Annotated in this window: 20 protein-coding genes; 9 read left to right on the top strand and 11 right to left on the bottom strand. The window is 68.2% G+C overall.

What is annotated here, in order from left to right; translation table 11 throughout:
- Positions 1-94: 94 nt before the first annotated feature.
- Both OG884_RS26405 and OG884_RS26400 read right to left on the bottom strand, forming a co-directional pair.
- On the bottom strand, positions 95-1,951 hold the full coding sequence (locus OG884_RS26405) for a CheR family methyltransferase (RefSeq protein ID WP_326646999.1): 1,857 nt from the start codon (positions 1,949-1,951) through the stop codon (positions 95-97).
- 31 nt (positions 1,952-1,982) lie between these two features.
- A complete protein-coding gene (locus OG884_RS26400; protein WP_326637235.1) occupies positions 1,983-2,222 on the bottom strand; it encodes a hypothetical protein in 240 nt (79 codons plus the stop codon).
- Between the two features lie 106 nt (positions 2,223-2,328).
- On the opposite strand from OG884_RS26400, the gene OG884_RS26395 reads away from it, so the two are divergent.
- Complete coding sequence (locus tag OG884_RS26395) at positions 2,329-3,138, top strand: STAS domain-containing protein (protein ID WP_326637234.1); 810 nt, start codon at positions 2,329-2,331, stop codon at positions 3,136-3,138.
- A 219-nt stretch (positions 3,139-3,357) separates the two neighbouring features.
- Entirely contained in the window at positions 3,358-3,750 is a 393-nt protein-coding gene (locus OG884_RS26390; protein ID WP_326637232.1) for a PepSY domain-containing protein, read from the top strand.
- Here the strand turns inward: OG884_RS26390 and OG884_RS26385 are convergent, their stop codons facing one another.
- Positions 3,751-4,425, bottom strand: a complete 675-nt coding sequence (locus OG884_RS26385) for an HNH endonuclease family protein (protein WP_326637230.1) — start codon at positions 4,423-4,425, stop codon at positions 3,751-3,753. It lies immediately after the preceding gene.
- A 296-nt stretch (positions 4,426-4,721) separates the two neighbouring features.
- Here OG884_RS26385 and OG884_RS26380 point away from each other — a divergent pair, with 296 nt between their 5' ends.
- Positions 4,722-5,174, top strand: coding sequence for a peptidase inhibitor family I36 protein (locus OG884_RS26380; protein WP_326637228.1), 453 nt, complete (start codon positions 4,722-4,724; stop codon positions 5,172-5,174).
- Between the two features lie 77 nt (positions 5,175-5,251).
- Here the strand turns inward: OG884_RS26380 and OG884_RS26375 are convergent, their stop codons facing one another.
- The 4 genes from OG884_RS26375 to miaA form a co-directional block, all read right to left on the bottom strand.
- Positions 5,252-6,010, bottom strand: a complete 759-nt coding sequence (locus tag OG884_RS26375) for an SDR family NAD(P)-dependent oxidoreductase (protein WP_326637227.1) — start codon at positions 6,008-6,010, stop codon at positions 5,252-5,254.
- 150 nt (positions 6,011-6,160) lie between these two features.
- A complete protein-coding gene (locus tag OG884_RS26370) occupies positions 6,161-8,437 on the bottom strand; it encodes a tetratricopeptide repeat protein (protein ID WP_326637225.1) in 2,277 nt (758 codons plus the stop codon).
- A gap of 171 nt (positions 8,438-8,608) precedes the next feature.
- On the bottom strand, positions 8,609-9,415 hold the full coding sequence (gene dapF / locus OG884_RS26365; RefSeq protein WP_326637223.1) for a diaminopimelate epimerase: 807 nt from the start codon (positions 9,413-9,415) through the stop codon (positions 8,609-8,611).
- A gap of 309 nt (positions 9,416-9,724) precedes the next feature.
- On the bottom strand, positions 9,725-10,630 hold the full coding sequence (miaA, locus tag OG884_RS26360; protein ID WP_326637222.1) for a tRNA (adenosine(37)-N6)-dimethylallyltransferase MiaA: 906 nt from the start codon (positions 10,628-10,630) through the stop codon (positions 9,725-9,727).
- Between the two features lie 74 nt (positions 10,631-10,704).
- Between miaA and OG884_RS26355 the strand changes: the two genes are divergently transcribed.
- Positions 10,705-10,977, top strand: coding sequence for an antitoxin (locus OG884_RS26355; RefSeq protein WP_326637220.1), 273 nt, complete (start codon positions 10,705-10,707; stop codon positions 10,975-10,977).
- Positions 10,978-11,013: 36 nt separating this feature from the next.
- Here the strand turns inward: OG884_RS26355 and OG884_RS26350 are convergent, their stop codons facing one another.
- Positions 11,014-11,529 (bottom strand): methylated-DNA--[protein]-cysteine S-methyltransferase, encoded by a 516-nt coding sequence (locus OG884_RS26350; protein WP_326637219.1) that lies wholly within the window; start codon positions 11,527-11,529, stop codon positions 11,014-11,016.
- 584 nt (positions 11,530-12,113) lie between these two features.
- Between OG884_RS26350 and tnpC the strand changes: the two genes are divergently transcribed.
- Complete coding sequence (gene tnpC, locus OG884_RS26345; protein WP_326637071.1) at positions 12,114-13,601, top strand: IS66 family transposase; 1,488 nt, start codon at positions 12,114-12,116, stop codon at positions 13,599-13,601.
- Positions 13,602-14,240: 639 nt separating this feature from the next.
- On the opposite strand, the gene OG884_RS26340 is transcribed toward tnpC, so the two are convergent.
- The 3 genes from OG884_RS26340 to miaB form a co-directional block, all read right to left on the bottom strand.
- Positions 14,241-14,909, bottom strand: a complete 669-nt coding sequence (locus OG884_RS26340) for a hypothetical protein (protein ID WP_326637218.1) — start codon at positions 14,907-14,909, stop codon at positions 14,241-14,243.
- A gap of 111 nt (positions 14,910-15,020) precedes the next feature.
- Complete coding sequence (locus tag OG884_RS26335) at positions 15,021-15,593, bottom strand: hypothetical protein (RefSeq protein ID WP_326637217.1); 573 nt, start codon at positions 15,591-15,593, stop codon at positions 15,021-15,023.
- A gap of 329 nt (positions 15,594-15,922) precedes the next feature.
- Positions 15,923-17,416 (bottom strand): tRNA (N6-isopentenyl adenosine(37)-C2)-methylthiotransferase MiaB, encoded by a 1,494-nt coding sequence (gene miaB, locus OG884_RS26330; protein ID WP_326637215.1) that lies wholly within the window; start codon positions 17,414-17,416, stop codon positions 15,923-15,925.
- 173 nt (positions 17,417-17,589) lie between these two features.
- On the opposite strand from miaB, the gene OG884_RS26325 reads away from it, so the two are divergent.
- From OG884_RS26325 to OG884_RS26310, 4 genes are all read left to right on the top strand, one after another.
- Positions 17,590-18,345 carry an amino acid ABC transporter ATP-binding protein gene (locus OG884_RS26325; protein ID WP_326637213.1) on the top strand — a complete coding sequence of 252 codons (756 nt, stop codon included), beginning with the start codon at positions 17,590-17,592 and terminating at the stop codon, positions 18,343-18,345.
- Between the two features lie 66 nt (positions 18,346-18,411).
- Complete coding sequence (locus tag OG884_RS26320; protein WP_326637211.1) at positions 18,412-19,203, top strand: glutamate ABC transporter substrate-binding protein; 792 nt, start codon at positions 18,412-18,414, stop codon at positions 19,201-19,203.
- Between the two features lie 59 nt (positions 19,204-19,262).
- A complete protein-coding gene (locus tag OG884_RS26315; protein WP_326637210.1) occupies positions 19,263-19,931 on the top strand; it encodes an amino acid ABC transporter permease in 669 nt (222 codons plus the stop codon).
- The gene (locus OG884_RS26310) at positions 19,928-20,896 is read left to right on the top strand and encodes an amino acid ABC transporter permease (RefSeq protein WP_326637208.1); all 969 of its coding nucleotides are present in this window, start codon (positions 19,928-19,930) and stop codon (positions 20,894-20,896) included. Before OG884_RS26315 ends, OG884_RS26310 begins: the two co-directional genes overlap by 4 nt.
- Positions 20,897-20,905 lie beyond the last annotated feature (9 nt).

Raw genomic sequence — 20,905 nt, 5'->3', positions numbered from 1 at the left:
GTCCTGAGGAAAGGCCGGTCCTGAGGAACGGCCGGTCCTGAGGAACGGCCGGTCCTGAGGAAAGGCCGGTCCTGAGGAAAGGCCGGTCCTGCTCCTAGTGGAGCAGGTTCATCACCATGATCACTCCATCCGGCGACATGTCGTCGGTGTGCAGCCGGGAGAGATCGACACGGAGCCTGGTGGGACGTCCTCTCCGGTTCACGCCGTCCAGGGTGACGCTGTCACCGCGATCGTTTCCCGGGCCGGGCTCCGCGTCCAGCATCCGCTGCACCTGAGCCAGGATCTCCCCGACGGGAAGACCGATGTCGAGAGAGGCCAGCCGGCAACCGAGCGCCTCGTCCGTGCGGAGCCCCCACAGCTCCTCGGCTCCCGGGCTCCAGACCAGCACCCTCAGGTCCGTGTCGACCACGGCCACGGCGTCGCCAAGGCTGCGCACCACCGAGGAGACGAGGTCGGTGGCCCGCTTGAGCTCGTCGCTACAGGAATTCAGGGTGTCGTTGATCTGCTGGAGCTCGTCGTTCGTGGACTGCAGCTCCTCGTTCATCGTCTCCAGTTCCTCGTTCGTGGACTGCAGCTCCTCGTTGGTGGTCTCCAGCTCCTCGTTGGTCGACTGCAGCTCCTCGTTGGTGGTCTCCAGCTCCTCGTTGGTCGACTGCAGCTCCTCGTAGGCGTGCTCCAGCTCCCTGTTCGTCTGCTCCAGCCGGTCGCGGAGCCGACGGTAGCGCGTCACGTCGTGGAAGTTGACGCCGACGCCCACCAGCTCACCGCCCGGCTCGACAAGCGGGACGACGGCGATGTCGAAGACGCTCGCCTCCGGCGCGTCCGGCCGGCGCCAGGTGACGTCCTGCAACTCGGCGACGCGCAGGTCCTGCTCCACCTGGTCGATCACCGAGCGGAGCTCGACCGGCCGGTAGGAGATCTCCAGATCCTGGAACGGCCGCCCGATGTCGCGCGGATTGAGGTTGAAGAGCAGCTCGGCCCGCGAGTTCGCCAGGGCGAGGTTCCTGGAACGGTCGAGCGCTATCTGGGCGACAGGACCGGTGGCGAGCGCCGCCGCCTGCAGCACCGTGTGCCGCACGTACGGGTGGCTCTGCGACACACCGGTGCCCGGCGCCCAGGTGACGCGGTTGCCGGGTGGCGGCGATCCGATCTTCTTGAACAGCCTCATCCGGAGGTTCACCGGCTCGAACCTGTCACCGTGATTGAGCAGCATCTCCGCCTTGCCCAGGAAGAGGTAACCGGGGTCGGAGAGCGCGAAGTGGAATCGGCGGACGATGCTGAGCTGGGTCTCGCTGTTGAAGTACATCAGCGTGTTGCGGGCCAGCATCAGATCGACCCGGGAGATCGGCGCGTCGCGCGTGAGGTCGTTACGACCGAAGATCAGCTGGCGTCGCAGGTCGCGGCGGAACGCGAAGCCGGCGTCCGCCGGCTCGAAGTACTTCTGGCGCAGCCCGTCCGGCAACTCGGAGAGCCGGCGCTCGCTGTAGACCGCCGCGCGCGCCGTTTGGAGGGCCTTCTGATCGAGGTCCGTGGCGTAGATCTTCACCCGTTCACGGAAGGCGTCCATGCCGAGCTCCTCGGCCAGCAGCATCGCGAGGCTGTAGGCCTCCTCTCCCGTCGCACAGCCCGCGCTCCAGATCCGGATCACCTTTCCCGGCCCTTTGCTCTCCAGCAGGGAGGGGATCACGCTCTCGCGGAGCGTCTGCCAGGCGGGCGGATCGCGGAAGAAGGCGGTGACGTTGATCAGCAGGCTGTCGAAGAGCCTGCCGAACTCCTCGGGTTCCAGCTCTAAATAATCACGATACTCACCGTAGTCACGCAGCTTGAGCGCCCCGAGCCTCCTGCTGATGCGACGCATGAGGGTGGTGCGCTTGTACCCCGTGAAATCGAAACCGCGCGTCTCCTTCAACATGAGCAGGAGATCGTCGAATTCACGTTCGTCGCCGGGCATCACACTGCCAGCCTAGGCCCGTCACCGACCGCTACGTGAGGGCAAAGCCATCACCGGTGCCGTCGATGCGGCTTTGTGGCATTCGCATCGTCTCCACTGCCCGTCTGGTCTGCGCGGCGTCCTCCAGCAGCCGCTGCGAGGAATGTTTCCTTCCCTGCGCCTCCGCACGCTCCAGCATGCGCGGCCACTCCGCCGGCAGGGTGCGCAGGGCCGCCACCCCGCCCGTGGAGGCGGCGACGACCGCCAGGTCACGCCCATTGGAACCTGCCACATTTAGCTTCTATCCCACCGGGACCCATTCATACTGGGGAACCATAGGATTGTCGGCGGAGCCCGGAAAATCCCTTGAAGGGTATGTGGCCAGCATGGATATGTCGGTGTATGTCATTCACCAGTACGGCGACACGGCTCTGGTGGCCGTGACGGGCGAGGTGGACGCCTTCAATTACCGGCTGCTGGAGTCGGAGCTGGAACACCTCATTCGCACAGGTGCGCGGCATATTCTCGTGGACGCCGGCGAACTGCTCTTCTGTGACATCCGCGGGGCTCGGGCGCTGGAGCGGATCCACCAGGGTCTTCGCGTGGCCGGAGGAGAACTGTTCGTCGTCCCCTCCCCGACCGTCGCCCGGTTGTTCAACATGCTCTGGGGGGCGCAGGGGCCCGAACACCCGGGCCTGGTCACCGTCTCCCATCTGGACCAGTTCCCCGAACCCCCGTCGCTCCCCCTGCGGCACGCCCCTGTCCTGCGTCGCGTCGGCGGCGGGCGCCGCGCGCGCAGGGCCGCCACACCGCCCGTCGACACCCTCGCCTCCAGGCCGGGAGACGGCCCGGAGACGAGGGCGTCCCCCTGCCTGGAGCGCGCCGCTCCCCGGGGGAGCGGTGCGCTCCAGGCAGGGGGACGCCTGACGTGCCCGCCTGCGGAACGCCCGGTGCATCCTGCCCTGGAGAGGTCGTCGCGCCTGAGGCGGGAGGCCGCGGCACGCCTGGAGACGCTGCGTCTCCAGGCGCAGACGACCTGCGCGATGCTCGCCGAGATCCAGGACCGGATGGCCATCCTGCACGCGGAACTGGATACTCACATCGCGGTGCGGGCCGCGGTGAGACTGGCCTGCGACGACCACTCCCGGCAGGCGAAGGTGGATCGGACGCGCGACCTCACCACGTCGTTCTCGATCGGAGCCGACTAAGCGATCCCGGCCGGCGACCCCGGGGGCCGCGGGCCACGAGCGGACCGCGGAGACGGGCAGCGGAGAGGCGGGGAAGCATCCGGTCCCAGGCTCTGAAGCACCGGCCCCAGGCTCTGAAGCACCGCCACCAGGCCGTCCGCGGCGACGCCCGGGAACCGGTTCTCCTCACTTAACGATCTCTTAGCGTGCCCCTAGCAAAATCTCCGCAAATCATGACTCATGAAGCGAATCACCAGAATCACCATCGGAACCCTCGCAACCGCCGCCCTGCTGACCGGAGGGGGCGGCATCGCCCTCGCCGCGCACCAGACGGACAGCGCGGCGATCACCGCCACCGCGGCCGCCGGCACGACCGGCGCCACAGGCACCACGGGAACCACAGGCACCACAGGCACCACAGGCACCACCGCGGCGGCCATCTCCTCCCGCAAGGCCGTGCAGATCGCCAAGAAGCGCCTTCCCGGCGCGCGCGTGAGCAAGGTCGAACGCGAGTGGGAGCACGGCCGGCGCGCCTGGAAGGTCGAGCTGCACAAGGGCGCCTGGGAGTACGACGTCTACGTGTCGGCGAGGACAGGAAAGATCATCAAGTTGAAGCGCGAGTACGACGACTGATCAGCAGGCCTCGAGTACGGCCTGCATGGCGTCCTTCTCCGCGGGCGTCACCCACAGGCCGTACTTGACCTTCACCTTGATCTGGCGCTCGACGTAGGGGCACCGGTAGGCGTGGCGCGGCGGGAGCCACGTCGCCGCGTCACCGGCGCCCTTCTGGCTGTTCAACGGTCCGTCGACGGCCAGCAGGTTCAGCGGGTCGTTGGCCAGCTCCTTGCGCTTGGTCTTGGTCCACCCCTGGGCGCCCTTCTGCCAGGCGTCGGCGAGCGCGATCACGTGGTCGATCTGCACCGCCGAACTGGTCCGCGTGCCACGCTCGAACTTGATGGTCTTGCCGCTGTAGGGGTCGTCGAGAATGCCGGACTGCACAATGCAGTTCTTGCCGCCCTCCTTGAAAGTCTCGTCCTTCAGGTCGCGAATGAGAATGTCGTTGCGGGTGTCACAGCCGTTCTTGTCGACGTCCGACCATGCGGGACCGAACTCGTCACGGTCGAAACCGGTCATCGGGGCGCGGCCCTTGACATCAAGGCTCTTCAGGTCCTTGAGCGCCTCGGACGCGGACTGCCCGCCGCCGGCAGACGTCGGCCCGCCGTCCAGATCGCCCGGAATCGGGCCACAGCCCGCCACCGTGAACGCGATCGTCGCGACGACCATGCCTCGTGCCAGCGCAGCCCGCACTGTGCCACCTCTCCCGCGCGTTCACTACCTCTGAAGCGGCAAATTATTCCAGATACCTCCTTCAATCCTAAAAGCCTCAAGCAGCCTTCGGAGCACCGAGAGGATTTTCAACGCGTCAATCCGCACCTCAACCACGTCTCTCACCTGACCCGCACAAATGCATTACGAGCAGCACCTCACTGGAAGCGCGCCTCAGAATTTTTACTCAACGCGACTATCGACTACGTAAAGTAACGGTGCTCTAATGGCCAAGAGCGCTCACGACGGGTGAGTGAACGACTACGAAGAGGATTCGCATGGGTAAGATCTCATCGCGTCATCCCCGCCTCGCACGAACCACGACAGGGCTGGTCACCACCACGGCCGCCCTGCTCCTGGCCTCCGGGACCGGCGTCGGCACGGCGGCGGCGCAACAGTCCTCCACCCTGCCACCGAGGGTGATCCAGCTCGAAGAGAACGCGAGCTGCCCCTTCAACAGCCTCTGCCTCTACCGCGACTACGGCTTCAACGGACCGGGATACAGCATCCCCGCGGGCTACCCGACCGATCTGAACAACGTGCCGATGCCGGGCGGCGTGGGCGGCACCTCCACCGCCGCGAACAACGTCTCATCGTGGATCAACAACACCGGCTACTACGTCCAGCTGATCGACTACGAGGGTGCGGAGCGCACCCTGTATCCCGGTTACTCGCTGGAAGAGCCGCCGGACACCAACGACAGCGTCGACGCCATCGACTGGCTCTACTGACGCCCTCGACCCCTCCCCTTCTCCCCGCGCGCCCGCTCACCCAGGCCTCGGGGAGAAGGTCTCCGCGGCCTCCCAGGTCAGGTGATCAGGATCCCGCCGTCGACCGGGATCACCGCACCGGTGACGTACGAGGCGGCGTCCGAGGCAAGGAAGATCGCCGTTGCGACGAGTTCGGCCGGATCGCCGGGGCGCTTCATCAGCACCCGGTGCTCAAACTGCCAGGCCAGATAGCCCTCCGCGTACTGGTCGGTCATCTCCGAGGCGAAGAAGCCCGGCTCGACACAGTTGACCCGGATGCCGCGACGCCCCGTCCACTGCTGAGCGAGATCGCGGGTGAGGCCGACGACCCCCGCCTTGGAAGCGCTGTAGGCGGCCTGCGGCAGCCCGGCGGTCGTCTCGCCCAGGATGCTGCCGACATTGACGATCGAGGAGCCGGGCTTCATGACCCTGGCACAGGCCTGCGCCATCCAGTAGGTGCCGTGCAGGTTGATCTCCACCACCTGCCTGAACTGCTCGGGCGTCTCCCTCAGTGCCGGGATCGCGGCGCCCACACCCGCGTTGTTGATCAGAATGTCCACCGCGCCCAGTTCCGTGACCGCCGCTTCAGCCAGGGCCTGGCAGTCCTCGGGCTTGGTCACGTCGGTGACGAGGGCCACGCATCGCCTGCCGGTCTCCTCGACCAGGGCGCGGGTCTCCTCAAGACGATCCTTCCTGCGAGCGCCGATCACGATGTCCGCACCCGCCTCGGCCAGACCCCTCGCGAACGCGACGCCGAGCCCCGAGGACGCGCCGGTAACGACCGCGACCTTGCCGTCCAGCCGGAATCGTTCCAGCATTCGGATCCCTCCCTAGTCCACCCCATATGCCGAATGAGACTCTAGTGACCGGGAAAGGAACCACCCGCGAGGGGTCTCCTCACGGGCGGTGCGGTTTTCCTGACTCCGAGCGGCGCCGCGGGCTTCGGGCGCGGCCCGTGACGATCCGTCCTACAGGCCGTACTCCTTGGTGATCCGCTCGTGCCGCTCCACCTCGACATCGACGGCCTTGGCCAGATCGAGCCAGGCCAGCGGGTGCACCCAGCGCTCGGTGGCGTCGTCCAGGAGCGCGTCGACCTCGACCGGGCTGACGTCCGGCGGGACCGCGACCCAGCCGAACACGCCGGGCAGCGGCTCACCCGTGGTCGGGTGGGTCACGGTGTAGTTGTCATCGCTGTAGACCCACATCGGCCAGCCGCGCTCGGCCATGACGTCGTTGAACTCCGTCCAGTCGGCCTGGCTGGGAGCGGCGCCGTCGAAGAACCAGCTGGTGTAGCCACCGGGGCGGAGCATGCTCACCGCGGCGAAGGGCGGAACGAACTTCTCCTGCTCCTCGGCGCTCTCCGGAATCGGCTCCAGCAACTGCGGCTCGAAGACGACCAGGTCACCGGCGTTGTACTCCATGCCGGGAGGCTGGGGAATGGCCAGGCGCGCCGTCGCGGGGCCCGTGCGCACGCTCAGGACCTGACGCTGGCTGCCGTCGGGAGCCGGAAGGATGATGCGCACCAGCCCCATCTCCTCCTCGATCGGTCCCTCGCTCGACTTCAGCGGAATCCCGATCTTGGTGGCGCCCAGGCGGACGGTCTCCCAGTCTTCGGCGGCCGTCGCCATGACGACCATCCTCCAGAGGTCCTGCTGCTCGATCTCCTCGGAGTCGAGGAGATCGAGCAGGATGCCCGCCCCCTTGGCGTTGTCGCCGAGTTGCTGCGTCGCGGCCGACCACAGCCTGGCCGCCTCGATACCGCCGCCGGCGGCGACCGCCGCCTCGCCCTCGGCCGCCGCCTGCTCCCAGCGCTCCCGCGCGGTGTGCAGGCGCCCCAGGGCCATGTGGCGCTGCGCGGCGGGCAGCCGCTCGGCCAACTGCTCCAGGCGCTCGTCCTGACGGGCCTCGATCAGCAGGCTGCTGAGGTAGAGGGAGTCCTGCGGGTCGGCGTTCTCGATGTCGCCGGACTCGACCAGCATGGTCCAGTAGATGTCGGCGCCCCTCGCCGGGTAGCCGAGGAAGCCCAGCGTGGTGGTGTGGCGCCGGGTGGCCTCCACGTCACGACCGGACAGCGGGGCCAGCCAGCCCACCCAGCGCTCCGGGTCGGCGTTGAAGCCGTCGGCGGCGTCGAAGGAGCCGACCAGTTCGGCCTCGGACCCAGGAGCGGGAAGCGCGGTGGCCTCGTCGGTGGCGACGCGCAGCGCGGCGATCCGCTCGGCGACGTCACCGGGGTTCCTGAGCTCTCCCGCCGCGGACTCCGCCAGGTCGGCCAGGAGACGCGCCTGCCAGATCCCCTGCCGGGCGACCGCCAGTTGCCCGGCGACGAGCGCCAGCTCGACCCGGGCGCGGTAGCCGCCCATCATCGCGAAGTAGTCGATCCACTGCTTGAGAACCCGGCCCAGCTGCCAGGTGTTGGTGATCTGTGCCGATCCGGCGAGCGCGCGGACGGCGTACGACCACTCGACCCAGACGCGGGGATGCTCACCGACCACGTCGAGATCGGGCAGGGCGTCGACGGACTCCTGCACGCGATCGAGGGCGGCGAGCACGAGCGCGCGGAGCACTCCCTCGCGATACTCCTTGGCCACCGGGTCGTCGGGCTTGAAGTCGGCCGCGGCGTCGAGCGCGGTGAGCGCGTCCTCGGCGCGGCCCGCGGCGAGGAGCGCGCGGGCCGAGGCGGCTCCCAGCTCCCAGCTCGCCTCGTGGCCCACGCCGCCCAGCGCCGCCACGGCGGTCTCGGCGTGGGAGACGGCCTCCTCGACGCGCCCCGCGTCGAGAAGCGCCGCGACATAGTGCTCGGCGACGGAGGCGAAGGCCGGCGAGCCGGGCTCCACGTCCAGTGCCGAGAGCTCGGCCAGCCGCTCGGCGGCGTAACCGGGGCCGTCGGCGTTCGCCTGGGCGAGGGCCAGCGCCACGACGGCACCGGGCGCGGCCGGGCATTCGCGGACGTCCTCGCGTCTGGTGAACTCGACCAGTGCCTCGGCGTCGGCGATCGCGACCGCCCCCTGCGCGCGGTCGCCGATACGGCCGATCAGGTGCCAGTAGCGGGCGTAGAACTCCAGCCAGGGCATCTGCAGGTTCTCCGCCTGCTGCGCGATCGCGGGCGCGAGCACGTCGAGCTGCGCGTATCGGCCTTCCAGCGCCTGCGCGGGCACATCTCCGATCGCCATAGCCAGACCGGTGTTACCTGCTTCGTGCAGTTGCCGCTGGGTGTCGCTCACCCAGGCCCAGATGTCCACGTCCATGAGACGTCAGTCTGCCAGGTCGGGAAGCATGCCCCAAACGACTTGGCGATCCCGCACGGCCCGGAGGGGCGGCGTTACGGCTCCCGCCTGCCCGGCTCGGAGCGTGATCTCACCGGATACGACGCACCCGCGACGATGCCCGCACGAGTCATGGAAGACCCACCCCGCGGCTCAGAGCGTGATCTCACCGGACGCGACCAGGACGGCGGGCCCTGCCAGATAGCTGGTCCGCTCGTCGAGGGTGACGGTGACGGTGCCGCCGAGCACCTCGACCGCCCAGGTGCCACTGGTCTCACCGGCCAGTCGCGCGGCGGCCACGGCCGAGGCGACCGCGCCGGTGCCGCAGGAACGCGTCTCGCCCGAACCGCGTTCGAAGACCCGCATGACGACCCGGCGCGGGCCCACCGGATTGAGCAGTTCGATGTTGACCCCGCCGGGGAACACCTCGGGGTCGAACGCGGGCTGGTGGCTCAGGTCGAGCTGGGCCACCGGATCACCGATGACGCAGGCCAGGTGCGGGTTTCCCATGTCGACGTGGATGCCCTCGTACTCGCGGCCCGCGACGATCGTGCGGCTCGGCCCCAGCACCCGGGGCGGGCCCATGTCGACGGTCACGTCACCCGTCTGGGCCAGCCGTACGCGTCTGACGCCCGCGCGTGTCGCGACGCCGAACTCCCCGGGCGCGGCGAGACCCTCGTCGACCAGGTAGCGGGCGAAGACCCGCACCCCGTTGCCACACATCTCGGCGAGGCCGCCGTCGGCGTTGCGGTAGTCCATGAACCACTCGGCCTCATCCGCCTGGCCGGACACCTCCGTGCTGAGCTTCGTCCGCGTCACCCGTAGCACGCCGTCCGCGCCGATCCCGGCGCGCCGGTCGCACACCGCCGCCACGAGTGTCGCGGGCAGCTCCAGCTCACCGTCCGGGTCAGGGAGGATGACGAAGTCGTTCTCGGTGCCGTGCCCCTTCGCGAATCGCATGCCCCAACTCTATCCAGGCCCGCGTCCGCCCCCGTCGCCCCGGGGAACGGCCGCCCCTCCGGCATACCGCCCCCGAAGCCCCGGAGCCCCCGGAGCCCTGGTCGGCACGTCAGAGCGAGTCGTCCGGTTCAGGGTGGTCCGGGGTGGTTCAGGATGGTTCCCGGTCTCGCCCAGCCAGAGCGGTCAGGGCGGTCAGAGCGGTCAGGGCGGTCAGGGCGGTCAGAGCGGTCAGGGCGGTCAGGCACTCAGGCACTCAGGCACTCAGGCGCTCAGGCGCTCAGGCGCTCAGGCACTCAGGCACTCAGGCACTCAGGCGCGAATCGCGGCGAGCGCGCGGCCCAGGAGGTCGGGTTCCTGCTGGGGGAGCCAGATCACCCGGGGATCGCGGCGGAACCACGACTCCTGACGGCGGACGAACCTGCGCGTCGCCCGTACCGTCTCCTCCTGCGCCTCCTTCTCGGTGCACTCACCGCCGAGGAAGCGCAGCACCTGCGCGTACCCGAGGGCGCGACTGGCCGTGCGGCCTCCGGCGAGCCCGTGTGCGGCGAGTCCCCGGACCTCCTCAACCAGCCCGGCCCGCCACATGTGCTCGACCCTCGCCTCGACCCGGGCGTCCAGCACCTCCCTGGGCACCTCCACCCCCAGCTGGACACTGTCGTAGACGGCGTCGTACGACGGCATCGTGGCCGAGAACGGCCGCCCGGAGATCTCGATGACCTCCAGCGCGCGGACGATCCTGCGGCCGTTGCTCGGCAGGATCGTCTCGGCGGCCTTCGGGTCGCGCTCGCGGAGCCGCTCGTACAGCGGGGCGGGGCCGCGCAGGTCGAGCTCGGCCTCCAACCGGGCGCGGACCTGTGGGTCGGTGCCGGGGAACTCCAGGTCGTCCAGGGCGGCCCGCACATACAGTCCGGACCCGCCCACCAGGATCGGCACCACCTCCCTGGCCCGCAGGTCGTCGATCAGCGGCCGGACCAGCGACTGGTACTCGGCCACGCTGGCGGCTCTGGTCACCTCCCAGATGTCCAGCAGGTGGTGGGGAACCCCCCGCCGCTCCCCCACGGAGAGTTTCGCCGTCCCGATGTCCATTCCTTGGTAAAGCTGCATCGAGTCGGTGTTTATCACCTCGCCCCCCAGTTCGAGGGCGAGATCCACGGCCAGATCGGACTTTCCGCCGGCGGTCGGGCCGACGACGGCGATGACGGGTAGCTGAGGCACGGGGTAATTCTGCCAATCCGCTGGGTATGGGTGAGAGGCGATGCGTCCTGTGCATCGGAATTGGGGGATACATCATGTCGATCCTCGACAAGGTCAAGAACATGCTGGGCGGCAACGCCAAAACCGAAGAGATCGTCAAGAAGGGCATCGACAAGGCGGAGCAGATCGCCAGGAAGAAGACCGGCGGGAAGCACGATCAGCAGATCAGCACCGCCGCGCAGAAGGCCAGGGAGATGGCCGACAAGATCGACAATCAGCCGGACACCGGTCAGCCGGGCACGACACCCACTCCGGGCCGGCCCGACCAGCAAGGTCGGCCCGACACGCCTCCGCCCTACGGCCCATAGGCACGGTCCGCACAGCGGAGCGGGTCCCGATCCCGGTCAGTCCCAGTCGAGCGTCGGCTGCAGGTAGCCCTCCAGGGTCAGCAGCCACCGCTTCGACTCCACGCCCTCGCCTCCGCTGAACCCGCCGAGGCCGTTTCCGGCGACCACCCGGTGGCACGGCACGATGACGGGGATCGGGTTGGCTCCCATGATCGACCCGATGGCCCGCGCCGGAACACCCGTCCCGCTCCGGGCCGCCAGTTCCCCGTAGGTCACCGCCTTACCGTACGGAACCGTTTCGTACAGTGTGCCGAGCACCCTGCGCTGCACCGGCGAGGTCAGCCGCCAGTCCACCGGCACCTCGAAGACCTTCAGCCTGCCCGCGTAGTAGTCGCCCAACTCGCCGACCGCCCCGGCCGTCCTGACCGGATCGTCCACCTCGTCCAGCCTCAGCCGCTCAAGCGCGCGGGTCCTGAACGCCTCCGGGTCACCCCAGCCCACGCTCACCACGCCCTCCTCGGTCACCGCGACGACCATGTCCCCCAACTGCGTCGCAACACTCCCGAACGCCACGTTTCCCACCATCGACCTCGCATCCCCTCGCGACCCCGTCACCCCCGTCATCTCAGGCACGGCGCCCATCCTGCACCATAACCACAACGGGCAGGCATCTTTCCTAAGGAAGAACTCCTCGTCGATCCTCTTTTCTTCCCGTTCCAGGCAGAGCACTCATTTCTTCAACCCTCAGATTCCGAGCTTTTGTCCTACGTACGCCACAGTGACAGTACGGTCTTCCGCGGCAATCCGGAAATGCAGTCGACCTGCTCCTGGGGTAAACCGAGCACGTAACTCAAAGGTGCGGACGGCTCCGTCAAGGTCGACGAATTCACAGAGATGCTCACGGCCTTGGTATTCACCGGTGACCTTTGTCTCCCACTGTGGCACGGCGGCGCCATCGCGATGCCAGACCACGACCGCCCGGTTAATACTGATCAACCGATCCACAACTGGTTCCAACCAGTCCAGGCGAAGATTTCGCAAATCGTTCTCGACGCGAGGAAGAAACCGTATATGTGTGAACGTGACTGTTCAGGTGCCCTTTCCTCGTGAGGTTGGGCGTGGCATGGGCATGATCGGACTCATGGGATGATCTTCGGGTGATTCCGGCTGAGGGCGAGCGTCCGTCATACGGCGAGCTTGCCGCTTTGGTCGTGACGCTGACCGCCCGGCTGGATGTGCTGGAAGCGCGGGTCGTCGAGTTGGAGGCGGAAAACGCCCAGCTCAAAGCGGAGAACGCGGAGTTGCGGGCTGAGAATGCCGAGCTGCGGCGGCAGGTAGGGCGAAACTCGCGTAATTCCTCGCAACCTCCGTCGGCCGATGGCCTGGCCAAGCCACCGCCCAAGTCGATGCGGGGTAGGAGCGGACGTCGCCCCGGTAAGCAGCCCGGCACGTCGGGGACGGCGTTGATGCAGGTGGACTGCCCGACATGGACGGTGCCGCACCTTCCATCTGCGTGTGGCGGGTGTGGCGGGGACCTGACCGATGCAACCCCGGCGGGCGTTGCGGTGATTCGGCAGGTTTTCGACATCCCCGAGGTCAAGGCCGAGGTCACCGCGCATAAGTTGCACGCCCTGGCCTGTGGCGGTTGCGGGACGGTGACCCGTGCTGCGGCTCCGGCGTTCGCCACGGCCCCGGCGGTATACGGGCCACGGGTGAGCGCGCTGGCCGCCTACCTGTCCGCCCAGCACCACATCCCGGTTGGGCGGGTCGCCGAAGTCCTCGCCGATCTGGCCGGGATCGAGGTGTCGACCGGGTGGATCAGCGACACGGTCACGAAGGTGGCCCAGGTCCTGGCGCCGGTCAACGCACGGATCCGTGACGCGATCGCCGCTGCGAGCGTCGCGCACTTCGATGAGAGCGTCACCCGCGTGGGCGGCAGGAACCACTGGCTGCACGTGGCCGCCACACCTGCGCTGACCGCCTACCACATCGACGCCCACGGGCGCGGCACCGAGTCGATCACCGCGTTCGGGATCCTTCCCCGCTTCACCGGCGTGGCCGTCCACGACGCCTACCGCTCCTACCAGGCATTCGAGGGCTGCACGCACGCCTTGTGCAATGCGCACATCGTCCGGGAGGCCGCCGGGATCGGCGAGTACGACCTTCGCGCGCGGGCCGATGGCTGGGCTGAGGCGCTGGTGCTGTTACTCGGTGACGGATACCGGTGGGTGGCCGCCTGGCGAGACAAAGGGCATGACCGCCTGCCGGACTTCAAGCTGAAGGACCTGTCCCAGCGCTTCGACGACCTGGTGGAACGAGCGTTGACCGCGCATTCCCCACGCGGAACGGGCAAGCAGAGCCCTGCACGTAACCTGGCGCTACGCCTGCGAACCCGAAAGAGTGAGGTGCTGCGGTTCGCCACCGACTTCACTGTGGCGTACTCCAACAACGTCGCGGAGCAGGCCATCCGTATGATCAAGACGAAGACCAAGGTCAGCGGTGGTTTTCGCACGCTCAAGGGCGCCCAGACTTTCCTGGCCATCCGCGGCTACATCTCCACCGTCCGAAAGAACGGTCTCCGCGCCGCTCACGCGCTGCACGACGCGCTGCTCGGCAATCCCTGGATGCCCGCACTCACGCGATGACCTGAATAGTCACCCACAACTGGTTCCAACCAGTCCAGGCGAAGATTTCGCAAATCGTTCTCGACGCGAGGAAGAAACCGTATATGTGTGAACAGTTCCGTTCGATTCTCCCACAGTTCGACGCCCGAGCCTAGTTCGGCCAATCCACTCTGTTTGATCCTGTCCTCGTGTTGCGTGGCATGATCCCTGGTCGCCATATGGCGAACTTCGACATCGTCCGTGCGCAGCACCGGGTCTCCGTGATCATCCTCTTCGAGGATCTCCCGGGTCGCTGTGACCCAGGCGGTATCCCACTCGGAGTCAAGAAGAAGACCGACCACGACGCCGCCCAGGAGATGCGCTGCTCCAATGGCCTCTGCGCGGCGTCCGTTATGGGTGTAGTCGACACCGCCACCCGCGTCGGGAGGCAGTACCGAGTAGCGGCCAAGCCATCTGGCTTGGGCAGACGAAGCAGAGTTACCGGTTACACAGGTCTCGGATCAGCGCAAGGCCGTTCAGGGCGGGCGGGGCCCTCCGACGGTCGGGTTTGTTTTCACACCCGCTTGGGCAGGGTCGCTCACAGTGCGGGGGATCCGCTCGCGTCCCGGATCCGCTCGCGTCCCGGATCCGCTCGCGTCCCGGATCCGCTCGCGTCCCGGATCACTCCGTCCAGCGAGCGACGAAGTAGCCGACGCCGTAGGGTGCGTCGTCGTAGAGGACCTCTCCGCGCAGGACGCCGCCGCAGCCGCCCAGGACCTGCAGAGCCGCACGGCCGGCGACCCACAGCTCGGCGGCCTCGCCGGGATCGAGCGGCGGGACCTCGGCGCGGGCGAGCGCCCGGACGATCGCCCTGTCGTACGGCTCGGCGCGCGGGTCCAGGTATCCGGGGGACTTCTCGGTGAGGCGGGCCGAGCCGTCGGCCGTGACGAGCATCGCCACGCGACCGGCCGTGGCCGCCAGTCGCTCGCCCAGGGCCGTGCACTCCGCCGGGGGCGCGTCGAAGGAGATCGCGTGAAATGCCGAGGCGGTCAGGTGCTCCCTGTCGAGGAGCAGGCGACCGACCGAGAGCGACAGCGGCAGGACGGGCTCCCCCTCCCCGCTTCGGACGTCAACGCCCCAGGGAGCGAGGCTTCCGGCGGCGTCCGCGCCGTACGCGGCGGTCCGGTCCGCGCCGCCGACCACCACGATCGTGTCGGCTCCGGCATCACGCAGCGCTCCGAGCGCGGCCGCGCAGGCCGCCCTGAGGTCGTCAAGCTCCACGGCCGCCGCCCCGGCCAGTTCGGGTAACAGCAACGGGGGATGCGGGCACACGGCCGCGGCGACAAGCACCCGGCCAGACTAACCGAGTCCTCCCGGGGAGCCGCCCCGGCTTCCCCGCGCCGGCCTCACCCGGAGGAGGACCACCACGGAGAGGTACGGGCCGGTGCCCACCAGCCCTCGTCAGCCGCCGAGGGGTCCCTGGGGGTGCACGTAGCCGGTGTCGCCGTCGGCGCGGGGGTCGTCCGGGACCTCCTGTGACTGCTGAGGGCTGCTCTGCTGCTGCTTCGACGGCTTGTCCGCCGTCGGCTTCCCCGCGGCCGAATCGGCTCCCGGCCCGCTCTCGCCCGTCCGATCGACGCCCGCGCCCCCGCCCCCGCCTGCGCCGGCGCCCGCGTCGGCACCGGCACCTCCGGTGGAGGTGTCATCGCCGCCGGAGGCGGTGTCCGCCGCCTTCTCGGGCTGCTGCTTCTCCTCCTGCGGCGCGTTCTGGTCGGGCTCGGGGTTCTGAGCGGCCTCCTGGGTGCTCTTCGGCGCCCTTGGCGGCGGCGCTCCAGGATCGTCCTGGCCGCCGTTCATGAAGGCGAAGGCTGCGCCCCCGCCCAGGAGGGCGGCGGCGAGGACGGAGAAGACGGCTATGGCCGGGCCGCTTCTCCGCTGGGACTTGCGGGACCTGCGTGGCTTGCCGGGCCCACCGGCGGGGCCGGTGAGGATCTCTGGCTCTCCGGGACTGCCCGGAGACGGAGGGACATGCATGGGGAAAACTCCCTGCGGTTCTCGGGGGGAAACCTCCACGGTTTCCGAAGGGTGCCGAACCACAGTAGCCACAGCGGGGAAATGCTCGCACACCAATCACAAATGAATCACGAAATATCGCCTCTTAGAGCACTTGCCGGGCCGCCGCGCGCGTATACCCTGGCAGGAGCGGTGGGAGCACCGGGATCGCCGCTCTCGCAGGGGATTCCAACTCTTCGATCATGGGCATATGCCACCCGGAACGGCCACTTCGGAAAGGGCCGTCCCGGGAGAACGCTTCAGCGAAAAAATCTCAGCGGAGGCGTGCCCGAGGTCCCGCGTAGCGGACCTCAGGAGACGGAACAGCCCGAGGTGTCCGGAAGCGGGGCCGGGCGTCCGATCGAGGGCATGCCGAGCATGACACCGGAGCCGGAGCCCGCCGGTGCGCCCTGGCGAGCCTCCCAGGCGGCGCCCGCGCGGGTACGGCGGAGCCTCAGGGCGGGACCGTCGGCGACCAGGTGGTGCGGCGCCGCGTAGGTGACCTCGGCGCTCACCACGTCGCCGGGGCGCGGAACCTCGGCACCCGGGGTGAAGTGCACCAGGCGGTTGTCGGGGGCCCGCCCCGACATGCGCCTGGTCGCCTCGTCCTTGCGGCCCTCGCCCTCGGCCACCAGCACGTCGAGGGTCCGCCCCACCTGCTTCTTGTTCTCCGCCCAGGAGATCTCGGTCTGCAGGGCGACGAGCCGCTCGTAACGCTCCTGCACGACCTCCTTGGGGACCTGGTGCTCCATGGTGGCCGCGGGGGTGCCCGGCCGAATGGAGTACTGGAAGGTGAAGGCGTTGGCGAACCGCGACTCGCGCACCACGTCGAGGGTGCCCTGGAAGTCCTCCTCGGTCTCGCCGGGGAAGCCCACGATGATGTCCGTGGAGATCGCCGCGTCGGGCATGGCGGCACGGACCCGCTCGATGATGCCGAGATAGCGCTCGGCCCGGTAGGAGCGGCGCATGGCCTTGAGGATCCGGTCGGAGCCCGACTGCAGTGGCATGTGGAGCTGGTGCATGACGTTGGGCGTCTCGGCCATGGCCGCGATGACGTCGTCGGTGAACGCCGCCGGGTGCGGGCTGGTGAAACGGACCCTCTCCAGGCCCTCGATCTCGCCGCAGGCCCGCAGCAGCTTGCCGAAGGCGAGCCTGTCTCCGAACTCCACACCGTAGGTGTTGACGTTCTGGCCGAGGAGGGTGATCTCCAGCACGCCCTGGTCGACCAGGGTGCGGACCTCGTTGAGGACGTCGCCGGGGCGGCGATCCTTCTCCTTGCCGCGCAGGGCGGGCACGATGCAGAACGTGCAGGTGTTGTTGCACCCCACGGAGACCGACACCCAGGCGGCGTAGGCGGACTCGCGCTTGGTCGGCAGCGTGCTCGGGAAGGTCTCCAGGGATTCCCTGATCTCGACCTGGGCCTCCTGCTGGACGCGCGCGCGCTCAAGGAGCACCGGCAGCGAGCCGATGTTGTGGGTGCCGAACACCACGTCCACCCAGGGTGCCCTGCGGACGATCTCTCCCTGGTCCTTCTGCGCCAGGCAGCCGCCCACGGCGATCTGCATGCCGGGATTGCCGACCTTCGAGGGGCGCAGGTGCCCGAGGTTGCCGTAGAGCTTGTTGTCGGCGTTCTCCCGTACGGCACAGGTGTTGAACACGACCACGTCGGCCGTCTCCCCCTGGGCGGCCGGAACGTATCCGGCGTCTTCCAGCAGGCCGGACAGGCGCTCGGAGTCGTGCACGTTCATCTGGCACCCATAGGTACGAACCTCGTACGTGCGGGCGCTCTCCACGGTGGCAGTCATCTCAAGACAAGGGTAGGCGCTCCGCCGGACCTTCGGGTACGGCCCGGAACCCGCCGGACCCGGGGTGAGGAGCCGGTCACTCCAGGTTGATGGCCAACAGGTAAGTGGGCTGTGATCTGATCGGTACCGCAGGGTTAGTGCGGGGTGCCCTTTACAGAATTACGTTATCCACCATGACGGAGAACGGGGACAAGACTCCTTTGGTGGTGCTCGAAGGCGTCAACAAGCACTTCGGCAGCCTGCACGTCCTTCGGGACATCAATCTGACGATCTCCCGCGGTGAGGTCCTCGTCGTCATCGGCCCCTCGGGGGGCGGCAAGTCGACCCTCTGCCGGACGATCAACCGGCTGGAGGCGATCGACCAGGGGACGATCACCTTCGACGGGCAGCCACTCGCCGTCGAGGGTAAGGCGCTGGCCAAGCTCAGGTCCGAGGTCGGGATGGTGTTCCAGTCCTTCAACCTGTTCGCCCACAAGACGATCCTGGAGAACGTCACGCTAGGCCCGATCAAGGTTCGCGGCATCGCCAGGGCCGACGCCGAGCGGCGGGGCATGGAGCTGCTGGAACGGGTGGGCATCGGCGCCCAGGCGTCGAAGTATCCCGCGCAGCTCTCCGGAGGCCAGCAGCAGCGCGTGGCCATCGCCCGCGCCCTGGCCATGGACCCCAAGATGATCCTGTTCGACGAGCCGACCTCGGCACTGGACCCCGAGATGGTCCAGGAGGTGCTCGACGTCATGATCAGCCTTGCCCAGGAGGGCATGACGATGATGGTCGTCACCCACGAGATGGGCTTCGCCCGCCGCGCGGCGGACCGCGTGGTGTTCATGGCCGAGGGCCAGATCGTGGAGGAGAACACCCCCGAGGAGTTCTTCACCAACGCCCGTACCGACCGGGCCAAGGATTTCCTTTCCAAGATCCTCACTCACTGACGGCTCTGCTCATCCCCGATGGAAGACGAGGTAGTGAAAATGCGTGTACGTCGTATTGGAGCCGTGGTGATCGCAGCCGCCGCGGCGGTGGCCGGCCTGACCGCGTGCGGTGACGGCGGCAGTGGAAGCGACAAGTTCGTCGTGGGTATCAAGGTCGACCAGCCGGGGCTCGGGCAGAAGCAGCCCGACGGCTCCTTCAAGGGGTTCGACGTCGACGTGGCCAGGTATGTCGCCAAGGAGCTCGGTTACTCCGAGGACAAGATCGAGTTCAAGGAGGCCATCTCGGCCAACCGCGAATCCTTCATCCAGCAGGGCCAGGTCAACGCGGTGATCGCGACCTACTCGATCACCGACGACCGCAAGAAGAAGGTCGCTTTCGCCGGCCCGTACCTGGTCACCGGCCAGGACATCCTGACCCGGGCGGACGACACCACGATCAACAGTGTCGAGGACCTCAAGACCAAGAAGGTCTGCGGCGCCCAGGGCTCGTCCTCTCCCGCGCGCCTGGTCGAGAAGTTCGGCGACGAGTGGAAGAGCCAGTTCCTCACCGAGCAGCAGGGCTACGGCGCCTGCCTGCCGCTGCTGGAGAACAAGCAGGTTGACGCGATCTCCACGGACGCGACGATCCTGGCCGGCTTCGCCGCCCAGTCCCCCGGCAAGTTCCGCCTCGTCGGCCAGCCCTTCTCCGAGGAGAAGTACGGCATCGGCCTGAAGCTGGACGACAAGGACACCCGCGAGAAGGTCAACGCGGCGGTGGAGAAGATGTTCAAGGACGGCAGCTGGAAGAAGGCCGTCGACACCAACTTCGGCGAGTTCGGGAAGTTCTTCACCACCCCGCCGACTGTCGAGCGCTACTGACCGGTCACATCTCGGCCGGGGCGTGCGGACGCCCCGGCCGGTGACCACTGGAGGAATGAGTGCAGGCACTCTCCGAAGAATTCCGGGTCATTCTGGAAGCTTTCTGGTTGACGATCCGGCTCACCCTCACCAGCGGGCTGGTGGCGCTGGTGCTCGGGACGATCCTCGCGGGGATGCGGGTCAGCCCGCTGCCTGTGTTGCGCGGAATCGGCACGACGTACGTGAACGTCCTGCGGAACACCCCGCTGACCCTGGTGATCGTGTTCTGCGGGCTGGGCCTCGGCCTGGTCCTGGACGTCTCGTTCTCCCCGAGCCTGTCCACCAACTACATGTGGCTCTCCATCATCGGCCTGTCGGCCTACACGGCGGCGTTCGTCTGCGAGGCGATCCGGGCCGGGATCAACACGGTGCCGGTCGGCCAGGCCGAGGCGGCCCGCGCCATCGGGCTCACGTTCGGCCAGAATCTGAGGCTGATCGTGCTGCCCCAGGCGTTCCGCGCGGTGATCGCCCCGCTGGGCAGCATCCTGATCGCGCTGACCAAGAACACCACGATCGCCGCCGCCATCGGGGTCGGTGAGGCGTCCCTGACGATGAAGACGCTCTTCGAGGCGCACGGCGACGCGGTCGTGCAGATCTTCGCCGGGTTCGCTCTGGGCTTCCTGATCCTGACCCTGCCGACCGGGCTGCTGTTCGGCTGGCTCGCCAAGCGCCTGGCGGTGGTCCGATGACCGCGGTGACCACCGAACGCGAGCGGCGCCCGGCGCGCGGGCGTGCCGAGAGCTCCGAGCGCGTCAGCGTCCTGTACGACATTCCCGGCCCCAAGGCCCGGATCCGCAACAACGTGCTCACCGTGCTGGTCATCGGTGTCACGCTGTTCGCGGTGTACGTGTTGGTGACCAAGCTCGACGAGAAGAACCAGCTCAGCGCCGAGATGTGGACGCCGTTCCTCCGCGGCGACGTGTGGCTCAACCTGATCCTGCCCGGCCTGCTGAACACGCTCAGCGCGGCCGCGGTCGCCGCCGTGATCGCGGTGCCGTTCGGATTCGTCTTCGGCATCGGCCGGCTCTCGGAACGGACCTGGATCCGCCTGGCAGCGGGTGCGGTCGTCGAGTTCTTCAGGGCGATCCCGCTACTGATCATGATCTTCGCGGTGATGTTCGGCGGGAGCGCGGTCTTCGGGCTCACCGTGACGCCGTTCGCCGCGGTGGTCGTCGGCCTGGTCCTGTACAACGGCTCGGTGCTGGCGGAGATCGTACGGGCGGGCATCCTGTCCATCCCCCGGGGACAGCGGGAGGCCGCGCTGGCGGTCGGCCTGCGTCCTGGTCAGGTGATGCGGATGATCATGCTCCCGCAGGCGGTCACCGTCATGATGCCGGCGATCGTCGCGCAGCTGGTGGTGTTGCTGAAGGACACCGCCCTGGGCTTCATCGTGTCGTTCGAGGACCTGCTGAACGCGGGGGCGCGCGTGCTGCCCTCCAACTTCAACAACATCATTCCCGCCGTGATCGTCATCGCGATCATCTACATCATCATCAACGTGATGGTGGGCACCGTCGCCACCTGGCTGGAGAGGCGGAGCCGTCGCAGCAGGAAGACGGCGGCCCAGCCGATCGCCCGGCCCGGCTCGCCGACCGCGGTCGAGGTCGAGGTCGAGGTCGAGGTCGAGGTCGGCCAGGGGAACCCGAAACCGTAGACACCACAG

It is taken from the genome of Streptosporangium sp. NBC_01755, from assembly GCF_035917995.1.
Taxonomy (GTDB): domain Bacteria; phylum Actinomycetota; class Actinomycetes; order Streptosporangiales; family Streptosporangiaceae; genus Streptosporangium.
The sequence above is the reverse complement of the archived record's forward strand: the minus strand, read 5'-3'. Positions and strand labels throughout refer to the sequence as shown.

Coding starts and splice junctions, on each gene's coding strand:
- OG884_RS26310 (WP_326637208.1), top strand. CDS start 19,928: ATGACCGCGGTGACCACCGAACGCGAGCGGCGCCCGGCGCGCGGGCGT.
- OG884_RS26325 (WP_326637213.1), top strand. CDS start 17,590: ATGACGGAGAACGGGGACAAGACTCCTTTGGTGGTGCTCGAAGGCGTC.
- OG884_RS26335 (WP_326637217.1), bottom strand. CDS start 15,593: ATGCATGTCCCTCCGTCTCCGGGCAGTCCCGGAGAGCCAGAGATCCTC.
- dapF (WP_326637223.1), bottom strand. CDS start 9,415: ATGCGATTCGCGAAGGGGCACGGCACCGAGAACGACTTCGTCATCCTC.
- OG884_RS26405 (WP_326646999.1), bottom strand. CDS start 1,951: ATGCCCGGCGACGAACGTGAATTCGACGATCTCCTGCTCATGTTGAAG.
- OG884_RS26370 (WP_326637225.1), bottom strand. CDS start 8,437: ATGGACGTGGACATCTGGGCCTGGGTGAGCGACACCCAGCGGCAACTG.
- OG884_RS26390 (WP_326637232.1), top strand. CDS start 3,358: ATGAAGCGAATCACCAGAATCACCATCGGAACCCTCGCAACCGCCGCC.
- miaB (WP_326637215.1), bottom strand. CDS start 17,416: ATGACTGCCACCGTGGAGAGCGCCCGCACGTACGAGGTTCGTACCTAT.
- OG884_RS26375 (WP_326637227.1), bottom strand. CDS start 6,010: ATGCTGGAACGATTCCGGCTGGACGGCAAGGTCGCGGTCGTTACCGGC.
- OG884_RS26380 (WP_326637228.1), top strand. CDS start 4,722: ATGGGTAAGATCTCATCGCGTCATCCCCGCCTCGCACGAACCACGACA.
- OG884_RS26355 (WP_326637220.1), top strand. CDS start 10,705: ATGTCGATCCTCGACAAGGTCAAGAACATGCTGGGCGGCAACGCCAAA.